This is a genomic window from Microcoleus sp. FACHB-672 (genome assembly GCF_014695725.1).
Taxonomy (GTDB): domain Bacteria; phylum Cyanobacteriota; class Cyanobacteriia; order Cyanobacteriales; family Oscillatoriaceae; genus FACHB-68.
Genome location: NZ_JACJOU010000027.1, coordinates 62,217 through 87,608, shown reverse-complemented (window position 1 = coordinate 87,608; position 25,392 = coordinate 62,217). Strand labels below are relative to the sequence as shown.

The following is a 25,392-nucleotide window of genomic DNA, read 5'->3' as shown; positions in this document are numbered from 1 at the left end:
CCTGTAGCTCAATGACTTTTCCCCACATAGTCTTCAAGTGTGAGTGCTTACTTTTACTATCCATTTGTCCCCAACTTACAGAATGCAATTGGTGCCGGTTCTACACCCATTCCTCATGCACCGTTACAGCTGGACAATCCCGCTGGTGGGACTGCCGGGAGCCGACAGCCGCAGTGCCGGCTGTCGGTAGGGTGCTTAGTCGATAGTCTCTGGCGGGAACCAAGCACACCCCTGCCACTTGGGTGGGGCCGGCAGATGAATGTAACGTTATTTGTATTTTCCCCTCCAAAAATTCCCCTACTGTCGATGTCTAACTGGGTTTGGGAATCGTGCGGTCTAAATTCTAGATTTTGTAAAGTTAGATTGCTAACTTATTCAGGGAATATTTGAAAATTAATAATCAGAACCTACGAATAAAATGTGAATAGTTAGTATCTTTATATTGATTCAATTCTGATTAATTTACCTGGAATTTTTCTAGTGTTTATATATCAAAACTTATTTTCATGATTTTAATAGAATCCGTAAAAATACTGATGGAAATATTACATTTTTTAGAATAAAAATAGAATTCACTGCCTATTTCAAATAGGTTTATTTCTAAAATGAACACTCCAAATCCGAACAACGATGTCATTAAAGAAATTTTAGCCCTTAAGGAAGAATTAAAAAGTCTGAGAGACAATCAGACGAGAAGAGGGCGACTGCTATTTTGGGAAAAAATAATCATCTTGCTGATGACAATGATTGTAGCCAATAGCGAAATGTCTGGAATGAAGTCCGTTGCTCCTGAAATGCTAAAGACCTTTTTAGAATCTACAGAATGAGCTTCTTAAATTCATAAGGCAGGATAAAGTCGGGTTCCATCCAGAATCCGACTCTTTTTTTGCAAGCGCCGGCACACTTTCTTAAAATCCCAACGTAAAGGCTCAAATCTCTGGAAGCTGAAAAATGATAGTGCTGGAAGGGTAAAGAATTGGCAGACATTCCAGCAGCACATAACTGAACTTGAAGATTCGTAGCTAGTTTAACTTCTGTCCCTAGATACCAATCGCACACCCATCGGTTGTATTGGTCTATTTGAACTGGGATAATCGTGAGGATTTGGGAGCGGGCCGCTAGATTTAATAAGAATGCTTTAGATTTTTCAGCCCAATCCCAATGTTTAAGAATTCTAGGATCTTCGCTAGACTGACCCCATTTTTTTGTTTCAGGGGCATCTATCCACCGAGCGCGACTAGAAAATTCTTGTCCGTTATACCTAAGAATTACGGTGTCTCCGTCTAGAACGGTTTTAATTGTTGTCTGAATTTTTTTGTGCGGTTGTAAGTCCATGAAAGCAAAAACTTTTTGGTGAGTAATATTCTATTATCTTCTGCCGGCACCCCATCACGGTGGATGAGCAGGGATTGCCGGCACTGTCACAGTGGAGGTCGCCCGTCTAGGGCTTCCACCCGGAAGCGTATCACGGTGAATGGGCCGGGATTGCCGGCAATTTGCGGAAAAAATATAAAATTGATATATTCATTTTCATAAAACGCTATAATTGCTGCACGGCAAGGCTTTTGGAAACATTCAGCAATGTTGACATCGTAGGGGTCACTGGTTCGAGTCCAGTTGTGTCCATTAAATGAGAAGTCGGCAAGGAAAGGAATCTAAGCTTTTTCAATGGTTGCGATTGCTAGCTAGCTGCATCCTTGAACTATGACAAAGAATGCCGGTTTCAGCCATCTACTGAGAATGAATGGCTTCAACTGAGAGCGGGAAGGAGCTATTAAATCGATATTTATCAATGGTTGATGTGCTTGTGTCTGTTCCATCCCTATGCCGATATACCCAGCTAAATTAAGCTCAAGCCCCACAATCTATTGGGGCTTTTTTTTCTGAGAGGATGCCGGGTTGCAGAGGCGTTTTATTTGTTTACTGAGATGGCAGAGTATCAGAAAAGTGTTTCATCGGCTCATCGTGATCGCAGCTCTACCCATCGAGAATGGACTGTGAGCGACGTAAGGGTTTCGGGTGAGGAATACGCAGGCGGAAAGTCAAGGAGTTAATTAAGTATTGGGGAAGATCAGGAGGTTTATGACCAAGTTATGGGGAAATCCCTGTCTGACTTGGTTTCAGCTACTTTGCCGTTTTGACAGCTTCCCTAGCTTTACGCCAAGTTCGCCCACAGGGTTTCTGTAAAGAAGTAACTCGAACGTTATGTGCTAGTAACACGTTAATCCAGTTAAACTGCAGGATTAACGTGTTGCCGGAGAGGAATCTGAATGATGAACTCAGTTCCTTCACCGGGGAGTGAGAAGCACTCCAATTTGCCGCCATGTTTCTCTATGATGATTTGGTAGCTGATGGACATCCCCATTCCAGTACCTTTTCCAAGCGGTTTGGTCGTAAAGAAAGGATTAAATATTCGTTGTTGAATCTCTTTAGAAATACCGACTCCGTTATCGGCGATCGCCACTTTCACCCATTCTGCATTCACAGTTGACGTGCGAATTGTAATTCGATTGGGATGCTCTTTAATATTTTGATAGGTACGCTGGGCGTTACTCTCGTCTATTGCATCAATAGAATTCACCAAGATATTCATAAATACTTGGTTGAGCTGTCCGGCATAGCACTCGACGAGCGGCAGTTCAGCATAGTCTTTGACCAGTTCAATTGCTGGTCGTTCGGATGTAGCTTTGAGGCGATGTTGCAAAATCATCAGGGTGCTGTCAATCCCTTCGTGAATATCAACTGCTTTGAACTCCGCTTCGTCCATGCGCGAGAAGTTTCGCAACGAGAGGACAATCTGGCGAATGCGCTCGGTTCCCAGTTTCATAGAAGCCAGCATTTTTGGTAAGTCTTCTTGCAAAAACTCTAGATCGATATCTTCAGCTAGCGATTGAATCTCAGGAGCAGGGTTAGGATCATGCTGCTGATATAATTCCACAAACTCCAATAGACTCTCAGTACATTCCTGCACATGGGTAAGGTTGCCGTGAATGAAATTGACCGGGTTATTAATTTCGTGGGCAACTCCGGCGACAAGTTGCCCAAGACTCGACATTTTTTCGCTTTGAACCACTTGAGATTGAGTGCGCTGCAATTCCTCTAATGTGTTCTTGAGTTCGGCTGTGCGCTCTTCTACCCGGTCTTCCAATTCCTCCTTGCTTTTCTCTAAAGCAGCAAAAGAGCCGCGCAGTTGCCCTGCCATGTGGTTAAAGGAATTGGACAGCGTGTTAAGTTCTCGGATACTGCTCGTTCCCACCGTCTGCTCTAAATTGCCAGATGCCATTGCCTCACTTGCCTGATTTAGGCGAAGTATCGGACGAGCAATCCAACGAGAAGTGAACACGCCCATCACACAAGCAAGAACTAATGCGCCCAGACAAAGTGCGATCGTCGTGCGCGTATTAGCATTGACTTGTCCCATAAATGTGGTTTCTGGCACACTCACGACCACGAGCCAATCTAAGCCATAGTTGTCGCGCCAGGGCACAACATTGACAAAGTGTCTTTCTCCTTGCACCTCAAGCTGAAAGGCTGTGGATTGGGTAATAGACTGAAGCCCTTTGGAGACTTGAAGGTGGCTGGCAATGCTCTGAATCGTTGAATTAGGGCTATTGATCGCTTGTAATCTCTGGATTTTTTGACCGGCAAGGGTAAAAGGCTGTGCTGTTATGGAGTTAGCGATTAGGGTGCCATCTCGCTCCATAATGAACACTTGACCAGACTGACTGATATCTAAAGTGCGTAAAAAATCACTGAGTTTCAGCAGATGAAGGTCGATTGCAATCATTCCCACCAAGCGGTTTTGAGCATCATAGATGGGACGACTGGCAGAAACTGCAATATAGGGACCTGTAGGATAATTTCCGGTAATGATCCTCGCCCAGATCGGTCTAGCAGCCGCAATCGGCTGGGTGTACCATGATTCATTCGTGTTTCTGTAATCCCAGCGAGCATTGACTTGAGTTCGATTGCCCTGGTTGTCAGTGGCGTAGGTAATCACATTGTTGGGAGGTTTGGCAGTCCAATCATCAATGGTGATGGTTTTGCCATCGTAACGAGCCGCTCCAACCCCCTCGCCTGTGGTTAAGCCAATCCCAATGTAGGTAAGGTCATACGCCTGCATCTGATCCCAGAAATACTTGCCAACGATTTGGCGATCGCGCACATCCAGCATTCCTCTACGAACAGCATCTGCATTGATTTGGTTGAGGGTTTGGGGAATTGCCAGATAGGACTTCAGGTGTTCATCCACAACATCGCTAGTGCGAGCCATCAACTGTTCTGCTAAGTCATTGACTGCTCTCTGTCCATTCTTAAAGGACAAGTAGCCTACTAAACTAACGGCTCCAAGAATTTGGAGAATGAAGGGAATAATCAGAACAATTTGTAATGGAAACGCGCTAACTCTGCGAGGCTGATGAATTTTCATTGTAGGGAAGACAACTCTAATTTTAATAGAAGATTCTTATGATGCCCACGTATCTAACATTCTATGAGCTTTGCCTGAGGTTTAGGATGCTGGAAGGGAAAATTCAAACTACCTTTACTTTCAAAAACCATCGAAACAGATAATACAAAATCTTCCGAAGGAAAAGCAGCTTTACGGGCAAGCGCAGTCTCCTGTGCAAGTAGCTTCCTTGTTTCGCCCCCTGTTACCCCAATTGCAGCGGGAAACTAATGTACCGATTCTGCACCTAATAAAGCTTCTGGAAGGATTAAGCAATTTTGATATCGTAGGGGTCACTGGTTTGAGTCCAGTTGTGTCCATTACCTGAAAAGCCGGCAAGGAAAGGAATTTAAGCTTTTTCAAAGGTAGCGATTGCTAGCTATTTGATGTACAGAAGGCAATCGCATTCTTAAAATTTGGTGCGTCGGTGATGCCAATGTGGTTAGATCAAATTCATCAACGGGTGACAAAAAGGTTGGTAGGGTATAGCGAGAGCGCTACACGCCACTGCGAGAACGCTGTTAAGTTATAGCTTGATAATAGCAAACAGAGATGAGCAAAGAAAAGGAGAACCCGGAGCTAAAAGTGGAATCCCTATTCACAGTTATTTTCGTGCCTCTAAAAGCCATTTTAAGCTAAGTCATGTAAAATATCCAGCTATAAGGATTTACATATATTACCAGTCTCTAAAAGTACGGTTATTTTACAAAGGCATAGTGTTCTAATTGGCTTAGAAGTAGCTTAGTTTAATTTTGAGCGTTCTTAACTTGCTGAGTAATTACATTGTAATTAGCTTGATAAGTCTCTAATTTGTTTTGAGCTTGGGACTCTACAAAAGATCCTTTAGGAATAGTTTTTAATAAGGTAATAGCTTGTTCTAGTTTTGATTGAGCTTTAAACCAAACTTCTAATGGATGAGGAGGCTTTTGAACAATGATAGATGCTTCCCATGCAAGTTTTTGAGCATTTTCTAAATTAGCAATAGCTGTTTTCTCAGTAATTATTCTTTGATTAATAGCTATATGATTTGATTTGTAGGTTTCCAATTTTTCCTTAACTTGAGAATATAATATAGAATTTTCTCGAATTGTCTCTAATAATTTAATTGCTTCTAGCCATTTAGTTTCTATTTGCTGCCATTGTTCTAATGGATGAGGAGCATTTTGACTCATTAAAGCAGCTTCCATCGCTAATTTTTGAGCATTCGTTAATGATAGTTGATCATTAAGTTCTTGGGGTTTTGTCAATCCTTCTGGTTGTTGTGGAACCGTCTCGCTGTAGATTTGATCATTTTGCTGTTGGGGCAATAATTTCTCCATAGACTGTTTAATCAAAAATTTTGTAGAGCTATTATTACAAGCAAAATAACCTATTGCGACTAAAAATGATATTAAGAATATTTTTTCTAATCGCTGTTTTATTTTTAACCAACTTTTACCAGAATTAATTTTACTGATAGCTTGCTTTAGTGTAGTTTCAATAGTGCTTTCTAAGCTTTCATATTCTTCATTTAATTGATCAAAGCTCTTGTGAAAACCATCAATATTAAAACTAAAAGATTCCTTGCCATTAGTATCAATAATTAAGCCAGTACAATTTTTTCCAAATTTAGAAATTAAAGTTTTTACATTTTTAATATCTAAAGGGTTGTTAGATATTTTCATGAAAATTTCAATAAGCTCATTTAACTTTTTTTGAATATTTTTTAGCTTTTCTTGATGAATTTGAATTTTCTGAATTTTTTCTTTAATTAAATAAGTGCTAATTAAACTAAAACCTTGATTAATTTCCTGAGATATTTTACCTACTTCTTTTTTGATTGTATTAAGTGATAAAATACCCTTCTCAGAAGAGGTACTTATTTCATTTAATATTTTCTCTTGTATTAAAATTTCTGCTACTTTCTCTAACCTTTTGTTCGCTGACATTAAAGTATCACACTGAATTGACATTTTTTGCCAATTTTCAAATAGATTTTGCAGGCTATTGGATTTATTGGATTTAGTTATAAATACCAATTCACCCTGATTGTTAAACTTTACTCCTTCTATATAACAACCTAGTTCTATAATTAAATCTTTTAAAGTCTCTAACAATAAATCTAAATCGATAGGAATTTTTGTGATCTGGCTAAGATTCCTATTTTTTAGAGAACCATTAATATTTTTCAGGATAGCTTGCAAGGAAAAAATTTCATTTTGAGACTTCTTTAAATCAATCAATTGATCTTCCAATGAATTGTATTTAATGAAATTTAATTTTACAGCTTTACTAATTTTTTTAAATTCTTGATCTAAATCTAAATTCAAAAAAATATATTTATTTTCTATCAAATTAATTAATGCTTTACTTTTAAGGCACTCTTCTGCAATTTTTTTAATCCATTCACTTTGTATTAAAAGGAGTTCAATCCATTTTTTTTAATTCGATAAATACTAGTTGCAAATATTTAAGTTCATCTATATTAGAAACACTTAAATTATTAAATAAAATATTTTTTTGATCCTCAATAGTATCTATAAGATTAGAAATTCCTCCCTCTATGATCTGGCTTGAAATCTCTTCTGCTATATCAGATATTGAAATATCAGGTACAGAAACACCGGGGGCTGAAAAATTTTCTAGTATAGGACTATCAAAGTCTGAGAATCCATCTTGTATATCAGCTATCCATACTTTCGCCATTATTAGCAATGTAAATTTACCTGCTTTACCTAAAGTATTTCCAACTGCTCCAGCTACATTGCTTACTGAATTTATTGCTGATTTAACAATACTTTCTAAACCTATTTTCTTGATTTTAAGGTCTATTTCAAATTTGATTTTCAGCATCGACTTTTGAGAAATATTTATTTGTTTTATTTGTTTTTTTATTAAATTAGCATCGCCTAAAATTAGTTGGGTACTTTTAGTCAAATTTTTATATCAATTTCTAAATTATCTAGTTGATTTCCCAGGCTTTTTAGCTCATGTTTGAGGGTGTCAACACTACTTTCCATAGTAAATAGACCTTGGCAACTTAACGTAATCTCACATCTATATTTAAGCCTGATCTATTTAAGAAGTAAAGATAGCCAAAACTTTATTTTATTAATGTAATAAAAATAAACATTTATCGTTTTTTGTTTATATTTTATTTACGAAAATTAAAATTTGAGAGTAATAAAGAAGTAGGAAAGAGAGGTATCAAGAAACCACGGTGATAAAAAATCACAGTAAAAATAATGACTATGAGACAAAAAAATCCTTATGAATCAAGGCTTTCAGACTTCGTTCTCCCTATAAGGGGGAAGAGTAACCCCCCTTATAAAGCAACTCCTTAATCTTGGCTATAAGGATGTTGTATGTTTTCCGAACGCTCACTTCTTCTGGGGTAAATTTCGAGGTGGTACAGCACGACCTTCATAAAACCGGCGCTCTAACTTGCTTAACCCCCACCATGCCAATGCAGCAATAACAGGCAGCAAATTTAGGAACACAGAAGCATGATTCAATAACGGCAGAATTGCCCACAAAATGATGCCCAAGAATGCCACAATCAAGCGAATTCGTTTCAAGTTAGCAAGCGCACCACGACAACTAGAACAATTCACCGTATGAGAATGGTAGCGATCAAGCAACACTTCAGTAGACAGTGCCGGTGACAAGGATTCACCTGGAAACGGATCAGCTGCAAACACGTTCACCCATTGACGTAATTGTGAGACAAACGCATCTGCTTTGGTAGGCAAATAAAACGCTTTGTTAAAATGCTCACTACCCCCCTTGGCTTCTAAGTAACGCTCTTGATAATGCAAGAAAATTTGGTCATCTTCTAAAATGTTATTTTGCCCAAGGTGGGAATACCAGCGCGGGGTTAGTTTGATAAAAAAGGCGGGAAGTTTGGAGGAAAACTTAAAGGGAAACCGAGCAAACACCCGACACTCACCCTTACGAATGGGTGTAGCATAAACCACCGTCATGGTTCTGCCAAACTGCTTTGAGGTCAGGTCATGCAACATTAAATTAGGAGCAATAAAGCGAGTATGTTGCTGCCCTAGAGTGCCTTTGCGTGGGCCTTCTTCCCACAAGCCGGTGAAGCCTTGCTTACTTGATGAACGCACGTCTAACTCAACCGGGGCAGCATTCGCGCGGTTGCCAACTGATTCATGGTGCGTGAATGGCACATGACTGGCATCCAACACGTTTTCCAGTAGTGTTAGCGCATCATAGGGCAAGTCACGAAATGTGTTGAGGCAAATCCATCCGTCAGGCGATTCCTCAAGCGGTTCAATAATTGGGACAGCAACTTTTGGCGCATTGTCCGGTTGACCCGGATAAACAAACAGCAATCCTTGGCGCACCGCAGTCGGTAATGATTGCACGCAAGCCCGTTTTGATTGTTGTGGTGCTGTCCCAGTCAGCGCTTGCGGGATGCGCTCACACGCGCCATCACCTTGAAATGCCCAGCCGTGATAAGGACATTCCAGCAATCCATCTTCAGCAATTCTCCCTTCTGAGAGGGGCGCTAACCGATGGGGACATTGATCCTCAAAAGCCCGCCAGCAGTTAGCTTGAGTGTCCCACCACAACACGAGGTCTTGACTGAGCAGGGTAAATTTATTGGGCTTAGTCTTGTCTAAATCTTCAACATAATGGACAGGATACCAGGCTTCCTTGCAGTCAAATTGAGTAGGGTCAGTGCCGCCGGCAAGAAGTTCATTCGGCTGGTTGACTGAGACTTGCGCTTCGGTCAGCATATTCAAACGATTTAAATTTGGCTTAAGAACAAAGATACTTTACACATCTTAACAACTCACTCACGTCATGCAGGGAGTGATAATTGTGCATTGCCAATATTTAGCGATTCATCTTGAAGTCAGAGGCTGTTGAGTTTCCTCGCCGGCACATCGCAGATTATGTAATAGCAATTCTCTAAACGCTCACGACAGACAGTTCATTCGTCATTTAAATCCGACCACGGCGTAGAGAGTAAAGCAGCCGATCAATGGCGGTGAAATATTCAGAAGCAATTGATTTATCCAGCGCCGTAGCCAGCAATCCATAGTGATCAGCCTTGGCGATAGGATCAGTGCCGGTGACGGTTGCGCTCAACGCTCTAGGTCTGCACCGCAAATTGTTCTGGGTCAATACCCCAGATCGCCCAGCGGATCGCTTCTCTAGCAGAGGCGAGTTGAGGCGGTACGCGCAAGGTATGAATCGATCCAGTGCTGGGGCAGGTCATTTTTAACACTAATAGCGGCTCAGAATCCATCGCCTGCGGCAGTTTGAGGAGTGTATATTCATTCCAAGAATCCACCTCTATTGCCTGCAACTCCTGCAAAATGCGGCTGTAGCCAATTTCTTGAACGAGGAGACGCCGAACTTCGGCATTCGATTCTTCTAAAATCCAGTGCGGTTGCCACTGGTGGGGGTGTAGGCAGAGGTATCTTTCTGGCAACACCACGCCTCGGTAGTAGATGACAGAGTTTTGAGGCAGAGTGGCTGGATCGGCGATGCCATTGCTGGGGGGAAGCTGGACCGATTGATAAATCGCTCGCACCTCTTCTGCCGGTATGGCCCGCTTATAGAGCCGAATATCCCCAATATTGCCTCGAAAGCCACCTCCACTACTGTCCGAGCGTTGCCCAATTGTGAGAGGAATGTGGGTGCTTAAGGAACCCTGCTTATTTGTTGGGTTGAACCGCTGGCCGACTTCGACACCATCAACATACCAGCGTCCTCCATCCAACTCATCGCGATTAATCGTAACGGCAAGGTGATGCCACTGATTGTCACTAACAATAGGCAAAGGAGCCAAATGTTCGCGTGAGTAGGCATAATTAAACCAAGTGTTGCCGGCAATTAATTTACCATCAGCTAATTGCAAGTTGATCCGACTTTGGTAGATAAAGAAAGACCACCCCTGGATAGTCCCAGAATCCTCAATTCGCTTGTCGATAATCTTTGAAATGCCTGAATCACCCGTGCGAATCCAGGCACAGACGGAAAAGTCTTCTTCAGCCACCTCTAGCAAAGGACTGAGTGGCAAAGTAATACCATCATTGCTCAACCGTAAGCTTTGATAAGGTCCGCGTTCCACTCGCTCGACAGCACAATGAGCGTTGCCCCTAAGGCTGGCGGGACCCAGAGTCGGGTCATCACTCACCAAGTTGCCTTGAGCATCAAATGACCATTGGAGGAGTGGGAAGGTACTGGACGTGCCGTAGACGCTAAAGATGGGCTGTGTCTGGATCATTTACCCTCGCTCGGTGAGAATCTTTAATAATTTTTTACTCGCTCAAATTAGCTGCGGCCATCATAATTTATTAGCTGGTTCTAAGATTGTAACTACGCTGAGAATTCACTCTTCAACAATAAACAGTTCCTTCCAATTCAAGGTTATTGGGGGTGAATTGCCGCTGTTAGCGATCTAGTCATGCTCTCGTTCATCCGTGACTTTTCCCCTCATCGTCTTCAACTGCGCTCGCTTAGTTTTGCTATCGAGACGTTTCCTTTGAGAACTGCGAGTGGGTTTGCCCTTTCTGCGGGGTTTGGGTAATGCCACCGCACGTTTAATCAATTCTTGCAGTCGTTGCAGGGCTTCTTCTCGGTTTTGCTCTTGGCTGCGGTGTTCTTGAGCTTTGATGACAATGACGCCTTCCTTGGTAATGCGCTGATCATTTAGCTTCAACAGTCGCTCTTTGTAGGGTTCGGGCAGTGAGGACGCCATGATGTCAAAGCGCAGGTGAATGGCGGTTGCGACTTTGTTCACGTTTTGTCCACCGGCACCCTGAGAGCGCACTGCACTCATCTCAATCTCAGGCTCCGGGACACTCACGGTGTTAGATATTTGCAGCATCGTTTATCAATAATTTTAGGAGAAAATCAAACTGCTGTCCAACTGACAATTCCCAAGCTTCCTGAGTGCAATCGCTGTCGGTTCTACATTCATTTTGCATCCAATCAGCAGATGCCTTTACATTTAAAGAACCCACTTTGATAGGAATGCAGGCAGGTTACGTTCGCTTAGTGGCAGGAATAATATTGAGCTATAGCCATCCTAAATTAGTTTTCACAAAATTAAGAATCCCTAATCACCCGAATCTTCTTTTTCCTCTTCAGGAAAAAGCTGAGATGCAACATATCCTCCCAATTCTAAAAGCTGATCGAGCAAGAAACTAGTAATGCTGAGATAAAGAATTGCCACGATTAAATCGCTAACTTTATTAAGCTTATAAGCCTCCCAGATCGAAAAGCCAATTCCTTTAGTGCCGGCCAGCATTTCTGCAGCAATCACCGCAAACCACGCGACCCGAATGCCCAGTCTTAAACCTGTAAAAATATAAGAAACACCCAAGTTATTAGAATTTTGTTGAAACTGCCGCACCCCCATTGCCGTATGAATAATAATCTGCAAAATAGCGCTGATAAAACTGATAAAAGCGATAGCAACTTGCTTTTGCTTGAAAGCAAGGAGGGCGAGGGGCAATAAAACAATAGAAGGGATGGTGCCGGGTATTTGAAAGAGTCGCCTAAATATATGATAAGACAAGCGGTTCTTTCCAATCAGGATGGCAATGGGAACTCCCAAAATAACAGCAGGAATATAACCCCAAAACAATAGCTGTAGGCTGGCTAAAATTGCCGAAGGTAGACGCCACTGTGTCTCTAGTTGCACGCTGGCTAGAATTGCCAAAGACATATCCTGAGCTATCCTTTCATTGCGAACGTTCCGCACGTAACCGAAAAGCAAGGGCGTATAGCAATGAATCCAATAAAAAATGCGGTTGAATTTACAAAGATTCCAGTCAGAAGTTAACTGGAAACATCACAAGCGAATTGCTAATTGGTCATGGGTAATTGCTAACCCATTTAAACCCTAAGATTTTAATATTTAAGACCGGCTATCTCGCCGCCCTAACTCATAGACTCCAGAACCAATACAGGCAATGATCCCCATACTGATCGCCCAACTGCGCCCCAAACCAATTTCCACGCCGTAGTTGCAAAGCGCACCTACTAGAAAAAAGGGCACGATGCTAAACAGGGAAGCGTAGAATGAATTTTGCGCTTCTCGACCGGCACGAGTTCTGTCAAACTCCTCGGCAGAAGTGTAAAGAGATCGCTCAGCAAAATTAAACCAGCGGTTCAGCTGCTCTATCACCCATTCACTAACCGGCGAGAAGCCCAAATACAGAGCCAGCGACCACAGACTCACCCCAGCAATTACTGTGGCATCCAGAGCGAACTTAAACGGAAATATTTCAGTCAGCATCGGTCAAAAAACCATTTAAAGCAAGGTATTGGTAATAGTTCTTAAAGATTTTAGCCTTTGTGAGATTTTAACCTAAAATTCCGCCTGAATTTTTTGCACGATTGAACTCAAATCATGCTTTAATAGTCTTCCGGATCGGGTGCGTTGAACTGGAATGATGGGCTAGCTTTGAAGACTGAATTAAGTTATTCAGCTTAATGACTTTGCAAGCAAAATGCTTGACAAAAAGCAAGATATAGTATAATGCGTTGTTCTCAAACTCACCTGGCGGTTGAGGAGTATCACATAATGAAGGGAATGGGTTTAGCGCGTCTGAAACGCGTGTTGTTCTTGGCCGGTTTAAGTGTGTTCGCTGTAGTTGCCTTAGGCTCTCAGCCCGATCCAATAAGAGCGCAAGCTGGTGAAGCACAGCAAGTGGCCACCGGCAGCACTTGGCAAGGTGCATCCTTTCCTGTAGAAAATTTTCAAGATTATACCTCTGCCTTTGGCCCACGGGGATACGGGGACTTTCACTACGGACTTGACCTCGCAGCCCCACAGGGCAGCTATATCCGTAACTGGTGGGCCGGCGTTGTTGTAGAAGTCATCGATGACGGTCGATGTGGCACCGGCCTTGTGATTCAATCTGGCCCTTGGGAACACGTCTACTGCCACTTGGAAGGGCAAGCCGGCAAAGCCAACGGTCGAAATTATCTCATTGATCGCGCCGGCGGACTGCAAATTTGGCACGGCCAGCAAGTTCTTGCTGGTGCCCGGATAGGGCGCGTGGGGATGACGGGTCGGACGAGCGGCCCGCACTTGCACTGGGGACTGAGATACTCCAACCAGTGGATAGACCCAGCCATTGTCCTGCGGGCAATGTACGGCCAGCAAAGAGGCTCTGTTTCCAGCAGAACCCAAGAATAGCTAAGGACTAGGAACGCTTTGAGGGATTAAGGGTGAAAGCAATCAGTGCATTTCTCCCACTCTCCCACTCCAGTTCCTAGTCCCTAGTCCCTACTGGCTCACGCCGACTGGCTTGATACCATCTGATGCTCCGGCAGTTGCGTGAATTCACTGACAATTTTCCGGAACTCATCGCCCTCAATGGTTTCCTCGTCTAACAGCAAATCCACCAGGCGATCCATCAGGGTGCGGTTTTCGCCAATCAGCCGGCAAGCTTCGTGATAACAGCGAAGCGCGATCATGCGAACTTGCTGATCGATTTTAATTGCCACCTCCTCTGAATAATCAGAGCGTGCCATCCAGTCTCGACCCAAAAATACTTCATTATTGTTCGGACTTTCCAAAGCCAGGGGACCCAACTCAGACATCCCGTAGCGTGTAACCATTTCCCGCGCTAAATCGGCCACCACCCGGATATCATTGCTGGCACCCACCGTTATTTCCGCATCGCCAAACACGACTTCCTCAGCCGCCCGACCGCCCAAGGCAATGGTGATTCGATCTCTCAGCCAAGCCCGACTGTAAAGACCACTATCCACCATCTCTTCATTAAAAACCTGTTGGGCAAAACCGCCAATTCCGCCCGAACGGGGAATAATGCTGACTTTATTCAGCGGATCGGAGTTCTTCAGCAGCGTCATTAGCAGAGCGTGGCCCACTTCATGGTAGGCAATCAAGCGCTTTTTCTTGCTGTCGAGTAGCGGCGTTAGGGTCAGTCCAATGGTGATGCGATCAATGGCGTCGTCAACTTCCAATGGCCCAATCGCGTCTTTGCGCCGGCGGGCTGTCAAAATTGCTGCTTCGTTGAGTAAATTGGCCAAATCCGCCCCGGAAAATCCTGGGCTGCGCCGTGCGATTGCTTCCAGTGAGACTTCCGGTGACAGCTTCTTATTTCGGGCGTGAACCTCTAAAATCCCCAACCGGCCACTGTAACTGGGTAAATCAACCGTTACCTGCCGATCAAACCGGCCTGGACGCAGCAAGGCAGCATCAAGCACGTCAGGACGGTTGGTTGCGGCAATAATAATGATGCCGGTGTTCCCCTCAAACCCGTCCATTTCTGTCAGCAACTGGTTTAGGGTTTGCTCCCGTTCATCGTTGCCGCCACCAATTCCTGCACCCCGCTGCCGGCCCACTGCGTCAATTTCATCAATGAATACCAGGCAGGGGGCGTTTTCCTTAGCTTTTTTGAATAAATCTCGTACCCGTGAGGCACCGACCCCAACGAACATCTCGACAAATTCCGAACCCGACATACTGAAGAACGGCACACCGGCTTCCCCAGCAATGGCCTTGGCTAGCATGGTTTTGCCGGTTCCGGGAGGCCCAATTAACAGCACACCTTTAGGAATCTTTGCACCAACGGCTGTGAAGCGTTCTGGCTTCTTCAAAAACGTGACAACTTCTTGAAGTTCTTCTTTCGCTTCTTCAATACCGGCCACATCATCGAACATCACGCCGGTTTTGGCTTCCATCTGGAACCGCGCGCGAGTTTTGCCAAAATTCATCGCTTGGCTGCCGGCTTGGCTCGACCGGCGCAAGATCATCATCAATCCCCCAATTAACAGCATAATCAGTAGTAAATTGGCTACCAGCCCCACTGCCGCGCTGTGATCTGTAGAGGGCTGCAGATCCAGTTGAATATCCTCGTTAAGCTTATTTTTTTCGCGAATTGCTTGATAAACCTCTGGGTATTTTTCCAATAAAGACACTTCATACTCTTTTTGCTTCGAGTCCTTCAACTGGACTTTGGCAATTTGTTGAGCGGGATCAATCTCAACTTTCGTGACTTCACCGGCATTAATTTTCTGCAACAGCTGGCTGTAACTGAGCGTTAAGCGCTCTGCCGCCGCCAAACTCGGTGTTGCCAACAATAGCCCTTGCACCATCAACCAACCAGCGGCGAGAGAGCCAAGGCGGCGTGCCGGCTCACGCAGCATTGAGCCTACGCTTTTCTTTGCTAAAGGCTCTGCCGTCGCCCGATTGACCTCAGATCCGCCTGCCGGTTGCTGCCCCATGCTTGCTTTCATCCAGGAACCTTTCATCTCACTACCGCCTGCTGACTTGTCTAACTCTTGCTTACGATCCTCAGAAGCTCGACCCACCGGCACGAGTTGAGAAAACCTTTTCAATCTTTAGTTTATCTTTCCCGATTCTAGCTTTAGCAGCGCTTCCCTTGCATCTGCACAGCGGCTACACCCCTCCAACGGAGCCGGCGACTTGACAGGAAATCTTTAAATTCGTTAAATTAAACGTAGTCGTAATGACTTCGATTTAATAAGAAGCTTTACTGAAATACTGTCCTCACTGACATCACAGAAACAGCGATCATGGTAAAAATTGTTGGAATTGCTGGAAGTTTGCGCCCTCAGTCCTACAGTCACCTAGCCCTGCAAGCCGTAAGCGGGCGGATAACCGCACTCGGCGCACAGATGGAAATCCTTGATTTGCGCCAGATGCAGTTGCCATTTTGCAACGGCGAAAAAGAATATCCCGATTACCCAGATGTTGAGAAACTTCGCAAAGCTGTAAGCCGTGCCGACGGATTGATTTTATCGACTCCCGAGTACCACGGCAGCCCCAGCGGTGTGATTAAAAACGCCTTGGATCTGATGAGCTTCGATCAGCTCTCTGATAAGGTTACAGGTTTGATTAGCGTTTTGGGGGGTCAGTCCAACAGCAACGCCCTCAATGACTTGCGAGTGATTATGCGCTGGGTACACGCCTGGGTGATTCCCGAACAAATCGCCATCGGTCAAGCCTGGACAGCTTTTGGCAAAGACGGCAAGATTGTGGATGAAAAACTTTCCCAACGCTTTGATCAATTTGCTGAAAGTTTGGTAATAAATACTGCCAAACTGCGAAACGTTGCTTGAGAATCTCCTCGTTTTTTTCCGCGTTTGGCAGGAAACAGAAGCCGCCTCCTCGGTCTTTTCTTAAAAATGTTTTATGCGATGGCAATGAGTAGTAAAGCAGCGAGAGTCAGGGTTAAAGCTTGCAACGCAATTGTTCCTGCCAGCCATCGCAGCGGTTTCCAACTAACTTCCATAATTTATTTTCCTCAGCACCTGAGGTGGACTGACGAAAATTATCCACCAATGCTCCAAAATATGCCAGCGATCCCCAATTTTTAACACAGGAAATATTTCAATGTGAAGTTGTTCGCCCTTGCTCCTCAAACCCGCACTCACAGGCAACTGAAGGCACTTTTAACGGTCTAAAACTACTCTAAGTAAAAACGCGCACACAAGCGCAACTACAACTTTTCAAAAACTCTTAAACTCACTCAGCACTCAGCATCCAGCACTCAGAAGTTAAATTTTTAGAACCGGCATTAAAAAAAGATTAAAAAAGTGGGGCCGGCATTGCCGGCCCCACACAATCTATAGCAATTCTTAATGATGATGGTGATGAGCGCCATCGTGAGCGTGGTCGTGATGCTCGTGATGCTCGTGATGCTCGTGAGTGTGAAGGGCCGGCAGTGCCATCTGGGGATTGACAGATAACGCTTGTTCTGAAAAGAGCGCTTCAATTTGGGGAACCGCCCACTCAGCCGCCATCTTGAGAAACTCAGGACTATCGTTCACGCAAGCCATCTGCACGTAAGTCACATCTGGATGCCGGCGTTGCAGCGAGTGAATGATGTGATCCACATCTAGCAGTGTTTCGTGATTTTCTGTCGCAAAACCAATTGGCATCATGACAATTGCCTTTGCACCCAGATCAATCAAATTGCCGGCAGCTTGATCTGCGTTCGGCTGAGTCCACTCAATCAACGGCGTGTCATGGTTGAGCCAGCCCACAGAAATTAACGGATAGCGATTCATCAGCTTTTGGCGAACCAGTTCGTACATCGCCTCACTTTCAGCGATCCCAGAGGTAAATCCCTTCGCCTTGTGGGGGCAGCCGTGGTTCATCAAAATGATGCCAACTTGAGAAGGCAAATATTTATCAGCCAATTCAGCCGCAATTTTCTCCTCAACCAACTGAGCGAGCAAATCGATATAAGCCGGCTCATTATAAAAAGAGGGAATGTAGCGCATTCCCTTCACCCAGTGTTCATCGCCATCCGTGAGTTCAGCCAAGGCTTTGTTGACTTGCTCGACGGCAATGCCGCTGGTGAAGATAGAATCAACCACTAACAGCGGGTAAATCAGCAGCTTGTCGAAACCTTCAGCCTTGATTTCTGCCAAAACTTGAGACGGCAGAAAAGGGGCACAGAAGTTGAAAGCTTTAAACACGCGCACCGACTCACCCCAACGGTGTTGCAGTTCGTGTTCAATACCGGCACGTTGCCGCTCAAAAATCGCGTTGTGCGGCGAAATAAAATCGTGATGAGTATGTCCCCACTCGTGCCGGTCAAAAATTGCCAGCAGTTTCGCTAAAGGCGGGTAGATCCAAGTCGGAACCGGCGCAAATTTAGCCGTGAGGAGATTGAGCGCCTGTTCGTTGTAATTGGCGAAATCTTCGTAACTTTCAACTTCGCCATAGCCCATCAGCAAGACGGCTACCCGATCATTACCGGCAGCCGAATCAGGGGGGTGTGTGTGCAGTTTTTCAGGGGTGGCAACCACGTCAGGTTCCTCCAGAGGATTAGTATGAGGAGTACAGCGCTAGGGCATGGCGTTGTGGTGCTCTTCCAAATTACCAGCGCTGCACGTCCATTCTCCTAGGTTAGCATCCCCTCTAGGGGCATAGGATAAAAGACTTCACAAATGCGCCGATCTCAGGAGGCTATGGCAACGCGATCCCGTCCCTCTTGCTTTGCGCGATACAACGCCGCATCAGCAGCGCGAACCACCGTCGAAGCATTCACTCCGTGTAACGGGGATGTTGCCACCCCCAACGAGAGCGTAACCATTCCCAAAGGCTGCCGGCGGTACTGAACGTGCAAGTGCTTCACACCCTCGCGTAACTGCTCGGCTCGTTGCTGCGTTATCTGCAAAGACGCTTCCGGCAAAATCAGCGTGAACTCTTCACCCCCATAACGGCAGGCAACATCTGAACCCCGGATTGAACCTTGCAAAAATACGGCCAATTCTTGCAGCAGAGTATCCCCGGCTTCATGACCAAATGTATCGTTGAAGTGCTTAAAGTGGTCAATATCAAGCATGATGATGCCCACCGAGTGTTTTTGGCGTTCAGCTCGGTGTAACTCGCGTTCTAGGGATTCTTCCAGATAGCGCCGGTTAAACAAACCCGTCAGGGGATCGCGAATGCTTTGGTTTTTGAGCGTTTCCCGCAGCCTTAAATTAGCCAATGATAAGGCAACGTGTTCCGCAACCGTTATTGCCAGCTGTTGTTTGGCTTCTGTAAATTTCCCATGTTCTGAGCCACTCAAAAACAACAGCCCCAAGTTTTCTCCCTGCGCCGTCATCGGGACACAGAAACATTCCGCCGGCAAGGGTTGGGTGAAGTGCTGGCAGGCTAAACCGCTATGGGTATTTTCAAACAGATGCGCTCGGCCACAGCGAATGGCCCAGCAATCATTGGTTGAGAATACCAACTGGCTGGAAAGCTCCGATCCCCAAGTGGTTGCTGCCTCCACCATATTTCCAGAAGCGCTGATCGCATAAATGCCGCCTGAGTGATGGGGGAACAGCTTTTGGATTAAGCGCGGGATCACGGTGTAGGCTTCTTCTAAGGTGAGACACGCTTGGAGTGAATCAGTGATGCGGCTAAGTGAGCGAATTTCAAAGTTAGCCTCTGAGAGTTTTTCTACAAGCTGTTCCACTCTGGACGTGTGGCGCTGAAATCTCAGCAGATAAATCGCAAAACAGCCCGTGAGGATCAGTCCGCTGGCAAGTGCCATCCAGGCAATCCACGGTTTGTTTTTTGAGAGGTATTGAGGGGTTGGGACGATCAGAAGCGACCATTGCCGGCTGCCCACATTCAATCGGCGAGTGCAAGTGGTTGGGTTGGGACAGACCAACTTGCTGTTCATCTTAAGCCGCTCTTTGTCGGTTGGTTCGGTTAGAACGCGACTCCTGCTTGATTCATAGAAAGCAAGGAAGTTTTCTGCAGCGCCTGGAGTTTCGTCGTAAAAGGCAACATTGAGATCCTCTAAGTCCAGTCCTGTGAGGGAAGTTTTAACAAAATCAGTCAGAAAAAAAATACTGATGACAAACCCTTTTAAGTTCTGCCGGCGTGTCAGCAGGGTGTTGTGGGGAACGCCGTTTTGATATATGGGCAAGGCAACTAAGAAGCCCGGTTGATCGCTCACTAAATCAAGCCGACTGGTAGCAATCGCGTTGCCGGTATCGCGTGCTTGTTCCAAAGCTGAACGGCGTCTGATCTCTGAACCATAATTGAAACCAACAACCAAGTCGTACTTCCCCGCCGGCGCGATGTAAGCAGCCGGGAAATATTCCGCTCTCGCAGGCGCTCTGACCATTGTCCCCTGACTTTGCTGTTCTGTAATCTGGAAAGTGGCTTCACCTTGCGCCTTACGGACTGTCTCGAAAGCTGCTCGCTGGGCATTTGTGACACGGGGAACCCAGCCCAGCGCTTCAATACTGGGATGGCGAGACAGGATGTTCGTGCTTAACTGGTTGAACTCTTGCCGCGTTACCTCTCTAGGGGAGACGCTATAGAAGTCACTAACGCCTAGCAGCGCTTCAAAATTTCTATCGATATTTTTCTGCAATGAACTCGCTAAGTTGTCAGTTCGCTTTTGGAGTTGAACGTTCAGTCCTTCCTGTTGCCACTGTCGCACGACAAAAAACGCTACGACTGATAATCCCACCCCAGCAAAGATCATGAAGCCAGGGGTGAGGTAACGACCCACAAATAAATCCCTGATGGCTACATTTAGCGATTTGCGCTTGGCACTCATTTGATGTCCCTGCTGGATGTTATATCCAGATATAAACTTTTAGTGGACAGGAAAGTGAGGTGCACATCACAGCTTTCCGATGACTGGATGTGCCGGTTTTAATATACTCAGTGATTTAAGGACAGTAATCGGCATCTCCCATAACAAATTTCACTCTGAAGCTGTACTAAGTATTGTTAAAACTTTGTCTGTAATGAATTAAATTGAAAAATTAATCTATGCAAAATAAAAGTGAGACTTATAACAATGATAACGGGCACCGGCAAGGAATCGCGCTTAGGTTGTAGGAAAGCAAGCGTTTAATTCACCGGCTTCGTCTCCGGCTCTAGGATGCTGCGAGTTCCCCCCTGTCAGTGAGATACTTTAGCAACTTTGAGCGCAGGTTGCCTCATCCAACAGCAGTAATCTTTCATGATTCTCGACTTGCCCGTAGATGCTCATAACGTTTTGTTAAGCATGAGACTGGCAACTCAGCAAGTCAGTTCCTGAAAACGATTGGGCGATCCCCGCTGCAAAGTAAAGACCTCAATCAATGTCATTCCTGAAGAGGAGGCATCTAAAATTAACGAGCTTGCAATTCGCAAACGAGAAAATCTGTGAGTTTAATTATTTGTCCGGGCATTCATCACCCAAGGTTGACAGAAACCTTTATTAAAGAGTTACGGGATCAGCTTCAGGAACGTGGGGCTGCTTGTCAATCCGAGACATTGCTGGTTTTCCCAACTCAGGACTACCCAGCGTATTGTGCCCCTGAAATTTTCCAGTTTTTGCAAGCGCATCTAGGCAGTGGTGCAACCCTGAGACAGCCGGAAGCGTCGTTAATATTTATCAGCTTTAGTGCCGGCGTTGCCGGCGCAATAGGAGCGGCGTGGGCATGGCGGCAAATGGGCGGCAGGGTGAATGCCTTTATCGCTTTGGATGGTTGGGGGGTGCCGCTGTATGGCGATTTTCCCATCTACCGACTCAGTCACGATTACTTCACCCACTGGAGTTCTGCTTTACTGGGAGGCGGGGACGAAAGTTTCTATGCCTCACCGCCGGTGGAACATTTAGACTTGTGGCGATCCCCACAAACGGTTCAAGGATGGTGGTTTCGCAAAACCGACTTCGGTATTGAACCGCCCATCCCCACAAATGCCGCTCTGTTTTTAGCTACCCTTATAGAGCGTCACGGTGTACTCCTCCCACCTGTTTGTGAGGAATAAATCGTTTTATGTTAATTCATTCAAAGCTAAATTTTTCCTATGCTTCCAGCTAGCCCACCCCCCTCTGGGAGCGGATTTCGCGCTCTGTTTCGGAATCGACCCTTCATGTTGCTGTGGACTGGGCAGATACTGTCCCAGGTGGCAGATAAAGTCTTTCTTGTCCTACTAATTACCCTATTGGTAGACTACAGACCTCCCAATGCCTTAAAAGCCTCCATGAAATCGGCTGTATTAGTAGCTAATACGGTGCCGGCAATTCTTTTTGGCTCTGCAGCAGGCATTTTTGTTGACCGCTTTGACAAGAAGCAAATTTTAATTATTTCCAATCTGCTGCGAGGGCTATTACTCCTCGCGATCCCCTTGCTACCGAAGGAGTTTGCATTCCTTTTAGTGGTGGCGTTTTTAGAATCGATCCTGACCCAATTTTTCGCGCCGGCAGAGTTGTCCACAATTCCCTTGCTGGTGCCCAAAGAGGGATTGCTCTCTGCAAACGCCCTGTTTACCACAACGATGTTGAGTTCCTTAATTATTGGGTTTGCGGTGGGCGAGCCGGTGCTTAGCTTCGCTAGAAATTGGGGTGGAGACTACGGTCAAGAATTTGCAGTGGCAGGGCTGTACCTGCTGGCAGCAGCAGCCTTTTATTTCCTTCCCCTCAAAAAAACTATCCTTCCAGATCCGTTGGTTGTTGTCCATCCTTGGAGCGATTTCAAAGAAGGCTTGCGCTATCTCAAGAAAAACCGCTTGGTGAGTAATGCGATGCTGCAACTGAGCGTTCTTTACTCGGTGTTTGCAGCACTCACCGTTTTGGCCAGCGTTCTTGTAGTCGATATCGGTCTCAAGGAAAATCAATTTGGCTTTCTGTTGGCAGCCGCTGGGGTAGGCATGGTGTTTGGTGCCGGCATTTTGGGTCACTGGGGTGATCGCTTCCACAACAAGCCTTTGCCGTTAATTGGGTTTTTAATTATGGGCTTTGTCTTATGCGTATTTACCTTAGCCAATGAACTGTGGCTGGTTTTAGCATTAAGCGGGCTGTTGGGCTTGGGCGCTTCCCTCATTGGCGTACCGATGCAGACTTTAATTCAAGAGCAAACCCCAGAATCAATGCGAGGCAAGGTTTTTGGCTTTCAAAATAATGTTGTCAATATTGCGCTGAGTCTGCCACTGGCAATTGCTGGACCCCTTACGGATATGGTTGGGCTGCGGGCGGTGATGCTCGCCATGAGTTTTGTCGTGTGCATCGTGGGGATTTGGGCTTGGCAAAATACCCGCCGCGTTTTGCAAGATGTGATTTAGGGGAAGGGACAACGCTGCGGTAACAAGAACGTTAGGGGCATGGGGCGAGGAGAAGGCAAGGCTGCGCTAACCTGAAGGTATCGAGTGGGGGAAATTGGGAGATAGGAATTGAAAATTTTCTTAACTTTTCCTTCTTGCTTGTCTCTTACTTTGTTTCCCCTAACTACCCAGCGCGCTTCGTGCTTTTACGCTTCCCCTCGCCCGTTCTGTTTCTCCTTAAAACCCATCAAAGTGTTAAGGTCTGATCAAAATTGCGCTATAGTTATACCTTCTAATGGCATGATTATTAAATAAAATCATCGACTATTAATCAATAAAAAAAGTCATTGCGTGAGGTTTATCTGTGCAACTGCAAAGAAGTGTGGCAACCAGTGTTGCAACTGGTGCCTTTGCCCTAATTGATAGTCTTAAGCGCCACGGCGTTAAGCATATTTTCGGTTATCCTGGTGGCGCAATTCTGCCGATCTACGACGAGCTGTACCGAGCTGAAGCTGAAGGTGGTATCCAGCATATTTTGGTTAGACATGAGCAGGGTGCAGCTCATGCGGCAGATGCTTACTCTCGTGCTACCGGCCAGGTGGGAGTGTGTTTTGCCACGTCTGGCCCCGGAGCCACCAATTTAGTCACCGGCATCGCTAACGCCCACATGGACTCGATTCCGATGGTGATTATCACGGGTCAGGTGAGTCGGGTGGCAATTGGGACGGATGCGTTCCAGGAAACGGATATTTGGGGCATTACGCTGCCAATTGTTAAGCATTCTTATGTGGTGCGCGAGCCTAAAGATATGTCGCGGATCGTGGCAGAAGCTTTCCATCTCGCCTCCACGGGGCGTCCGGGTCCAGTGTTGGTGGATGTGCCCAAAGATGTGGCGCTAGAACAATTTGACTATGTGCCGGTGGAACCGGGATCGGTCAAGTTACCGGGATACCGGCCAACGGTGAAGGGCAATCCCCGCCAAATTAATCAAGCGATCACGCTGATTCGGCAATCACAGCGTCCACTGTTATACGTGGGAGGCGGTGCGATTTCTGCTGGTGCTCATGGGGAACTTCAGGAATTAGCGGAATACTTCAACATTCCGGTGACAACGACACTAATGGGCAAGGGTTCGTTTGATGAAAATCATTCGCTAGCCTTGGGAATGTTGGGAATGCACGGCACCGCTTACGCAAATTTTGCCGTGAGTGAGTGCGATCTGTTGCTAGCAGTTGGAGCGCGTTTTGATGATCGCGTCACCGGCAAGCTGGATGAGTTTGCCTCCCGCGCTAAGGTAATTCATATTGATATTGACCCGGCTGAGGTCGGGAAAAACCGGGCACCAGAGGTTCCCATTGTCGGGGATGTCAGGAAAGTTTTGCAGGAGTTGCTGCGTCGCATTCGGGAACTGAAGGAGCCAGCCGATCCTAACCAAACGAAAGTATGGCGGGAACGGATTGAGCGCTGGCGTGAGGATTATCCGTTGGTGGTGCCTCGGTATGCGGATAGTTTGTCGCCGCAAGAGGTGATTGTGGAATTGGCAACTCAGGCTCCCCACGCTTACTACACGACGGATGTAGGCCAACACCAAATGTGGTCGGCGCAATTCTTGAAGAATGGCCCGCGCAAGTGGATTTCTAGCGCCGGCTTGGGAACGATGGGCTTTGGGGTGCCGGCTGCGATGGGCGTCAAGGTGGCACTTCCTGAGGAACAGGTGATTTGTATTGCCGGTGATGCCAGTGTCCAGATGAATATTCAGGAGCTGGGAACCCTTGCACAGTATGGCATTAATGTCAAGATTGTGATTGTCAATAATGGCTGGCAGGGGATGGTGCGCCAGTGGCAGCAGACGTTCTATCAAGAGCGTTACTCGTCTTCTAACATGGAAGTCGGGATGCCAGATTTCGTGATGCTAGCTCAGGCTTATGGCATCAAGGGAAGGAGCGTTCACAGTCGGGATGAGCTGAAGGATGCGGTTGCTGAAATGCTGGCTCATAACGGGCCGGTTTTGATGGATATCCACGTTAAGCGCAATGAAAATTGCTACCCGATGGTTGCCCCCGGCAAGAGCAACGCGCAGATGATCGGTTTGCCAGAACGTAGCAAGTTAGAAAAAGCGGCAGAACTTCTGTATTGCAGTAGCTGCGGTGCTAAGAACATTTCTAGCAGTAATTTCTGTCCGGAATGTGGCACGAAGCTTTAGTTTAATACCCGCTTGTTGATTAACGAAAAGAGGCGCGAGGAGTCGCGTCTCTTTTCGTATGAGGTGAAGTTAGTTTATTTTTCTCTTTGTCGCCTGCCGACGCACCAGTTAAAAATTTTTACACGCTGCCAGTGTTAAATAGAAACTTAATTGATTTGAAATTGTCATACCCTACACGTTAAATTTTTAGGTTTTGTATTATGGCAACTTTACCAGGTTGCCTTATTT

At 45.8% G+C, this 25,392-nt stretch carries 20 protein-coding genes; 7 read left to right on the top strand and 13 right to left on the bottom strand.

The annotated features are described in order from the left end of the window. The first annotated feature begins 39 nt into the window (after positions 1-39). Both H6F56_RS21470 and H6F56_RS21465 read left to right on the top strand, forming a co-directional pair. On the top strand, positions 40-390 hold the full coding sequence (locus H6F56_RS21470) for a hypothetical protein (RefSeq protein ID WP_190672499.1): 351 nt from the start codon (positions 40-42) through the stop codon (positions 388-390). Positions 391-605: 215 nt separating this feature from the next. Beyond that, complete coding sequence (locus H6F56_RS21465; protein WP_190672497.1) at positions 606-827, top strand: hypothetical protein; 222 nt, start codon at positions 606-608, stop codon at positions 825-827. Here H6F56_RS21465 and H6F56_RS21460 read toward each other — a convergent pair. From H6F56_RS21460 to H6F56_RS21415, 10 genes are all read right to left on the bottom strand, one after another. Beyond that, a complete protein-coding gene (locus tag H6F56_RS21460) occupies positions 817-1,335 on the bottom strand; it encodes a thermonuclease family protein (RefSeq protein ID WP_190672492.1) in 519 nt (172 codons plus the stop codon). The two genes, H6F56_RS21465 and H6F56_RS21460, sit on opposite strands and share 11 nt — an antisense overlap. Before the next feature lie 895 nt (positions 1,336-2,230). Further along, positions 2,231-4,429 carry an ATP-binding protein gene (locus tag H6F56_RS21455; protein ID WP_190672490.1) on the bottom strand — a complete coding sequence of 733 codons (2,199 nt, stop codon included), beginning with the start codon at positions 4,427-4,429 and terminating at the stop codon, positions 2,231-2,233. A 764-nt stretch (positions 4,430-5,193) separates the two neighbouring features. Next, entirely contained in the window at positions 5,194-6,756 is a 1,563-nt protein-coding gene (locus H6F56_RS21450; RefSeq protein ID WP_190672486.1) for a hypothetical protein, read from the bottom strand. A 97-nt stretch (positions 6,757-6,853) separates the two neighbouring features. Beyond that, positions 6,854-7,363, bottom strand: a complete 510-nt coding sequence (locus H6F56_RS21445; protein ID WP_190672483.1) for a hypothetical protein — start codon at positions 7,361-7,363, stop codon at positions 6,854-6,856. Between the two features lie 443 nt (positions 7,364-7,806). Then, entirely contained in the window at positions 7,807-9,186 is a 1,380-nt protein-coding gene (locus tag H6F56_RS21440) for a Rieske 2Fe-2S domain-containing protein (RefSeq protein ID WP_190672479.1), read from the bottom strand. 208 nt (positions 9,187-9,394) lie between these two features. Next, positions 9,395-9,541, bottom strand: a complete 147-nt coding sequence (locus H6F56_RS21435) for a hypothetical protein (RefSeq protein WP_190672476.1) — start codon at positions 9,539-9,541, stop codon at positions 9,395-9,397. 4 nt (positions 9,542-9,545) lie between these two features. Further along, on the bottom strand, positions 9,546-10,685 hold the full coding sequence (locus H6F56_RS21430; protein ID WP_190672474.1) for a LamG domain-containing protein: 1,140 nt from the start codon (positions 10,683-10,685) through the stop codon (positions 9,546-9,548). 174 nt (positions 10,686-10,859) lie between these two features. Further along, positions 10,860-11,288, bottom strand: a complete 429-nt coding sequence (gene arfB / locus H6F56_RS21425) for an alternative ribosome rescue aminoacyl-tRNA hydrolase ArfB (protein ID WP_190672471.1) — start codon at positions 11,286-11,288, stop codon at positions 10,860-10,862. Positions 11,289-11,519: 231 nt separating this feature from the next. After that, a complete protein-coding gene (locus H6F56_RS21420; protein WP_190672468.1) occupies positions 11,520-12,131 on the bottom strand; it encodes a nitrate transporter in 612 nt (203 codons plus the stop codon). A 192-nt stretch (positions 12,132-12,323) separates the two neighbouring features. Beyond that, complete coding sequence (locus tag H6F56_RS21415; RefSeq protein ID WP_190672465.1) at positions 12,324-12,704, bottom strand: hypothetical protein; 381 nt, start codon at positions 12,702-12,704, stop codon at positions 12,324-12,326. 288 nt (positions 12,705-12,992) lie between these two features. Between H6F56_RS21415 and H6F56_RS21410 the strand changes: the two genes are divergently transcribed. Next, complete coding sequence (locus tag H6F56_RS21410; RefSeq protein ID WP_190672519.1) at positions 12,993-13,610, top strand: M23 family metallopeptidase; 618 nt, start codon at positions 12,993-12,995, stop codon at positions 13,608-13,610. Between the two features lie 98 nt (positions 13,611-13,708). On the opposite strand, the gene ftsH is transcribed toward H6F56_RS21410, so the two are convergent. Then, positions 13,709-15,694, bottom strand: coding sequence for an ATP-dependent zinc metalloprotease FtsH (gene ftsH, locus H6F56_RS21405; RefSeq protein ID WP_416361004.1), 1,986 nt, complete (start codon positions 15,692-15,694; stop codon positions 13,709-13,711). A 285-nt stretch (positions 15,695-15,979) separates the two neighbouring features. On the opposite strand from ftsH, the gene H6F56_RS21400 reads away from it, so the two are divergent. Continuing rightward, positions 15,980-16,525 carry an NADPH-dependent FMN reductase gene (locus H6F56_RS21400; RefSeq protein WP_190672463.1) on the top strand — a complete coding sequence of 182 codons (546 nt, stop codon included), beginning with the start codon at positions 15,980-15,982 and terminating at the stop codon, positions 16,523-16,525. Positions 16,526-17,044: 519 nt separating this feature from the next. On the opposite strand, the gene H6F56_RS21395 is transcribed toward H6F56_RS21400, so the two are convergent. Continuing rightward, on the bottom strand, positions 17,045-18,223 hold the full coding sequence (locus tag H6F56_RS21395; protein ID WP_190672460.1) for a ferrochelatase: 1,179 nt from the start codon (positions 18,221-18,223) through the stop codon (positions 17,045-17,047). 152 nt (positions 18,224-18,375) lie between these two features. Beyond that, a complete protein-coding gene (locus H6F56_RS21390) occupies positions 18,376-20,484 on the bottom strand; it encodes a diguanylate cyclase (RefSeq protein ID WP_190672455.1) in 2,109 nt (702 codons plus the stop codon). Positions 20,485-21,080: 596 nt separating this feature from the next. Here H6F56_RS21390 and H6F56_RS21385 point away from each other — a divergent pair. The 3 genes from H6F56_RS21385 (at position 21,081) to ilvB (ending at position 25,164) form a co-directional block, all read left to right on the top strand. Further along, complete coding sequence (locus tag H6F56_RS21385) at positions 21,081-21,689, top strand: hypothetical protein (protein ID WP_190672452.1); 609 nt, start codon at positions 21,081-21,083, stop codon at positions 21,687-21,689. Between the two features lie 39 nt (positions 21,690-21,728). Next, on the top strand, positions 21,729-22,982 hold the full coding sequence (locus tag H6F56_RS21380; RefSeq protein WP_190672449.1) for an MFS transporter: 1,254 nt from the start codon (positions 21,729-21,731) through the stop codon (positions 22,980-22,982). A 343-nt stretch (positions 22,983-23,325) separates the two neighbouring features. After that, positions 23,326-25,164: a biosynthetic-type acetolactate synthase large subunit gene (gene ilvB, locus H6F56_RS21375; protein WP_190672446.1), complete on the top strand. Its 1,839-nt coding sequence runs from the start codon at positions 23,326-23,328 to the stop codon at positions 25,162-25,164. The last annotated feature ends 228 nt before the right edge of the window (positions 25,165-25,392 follow it).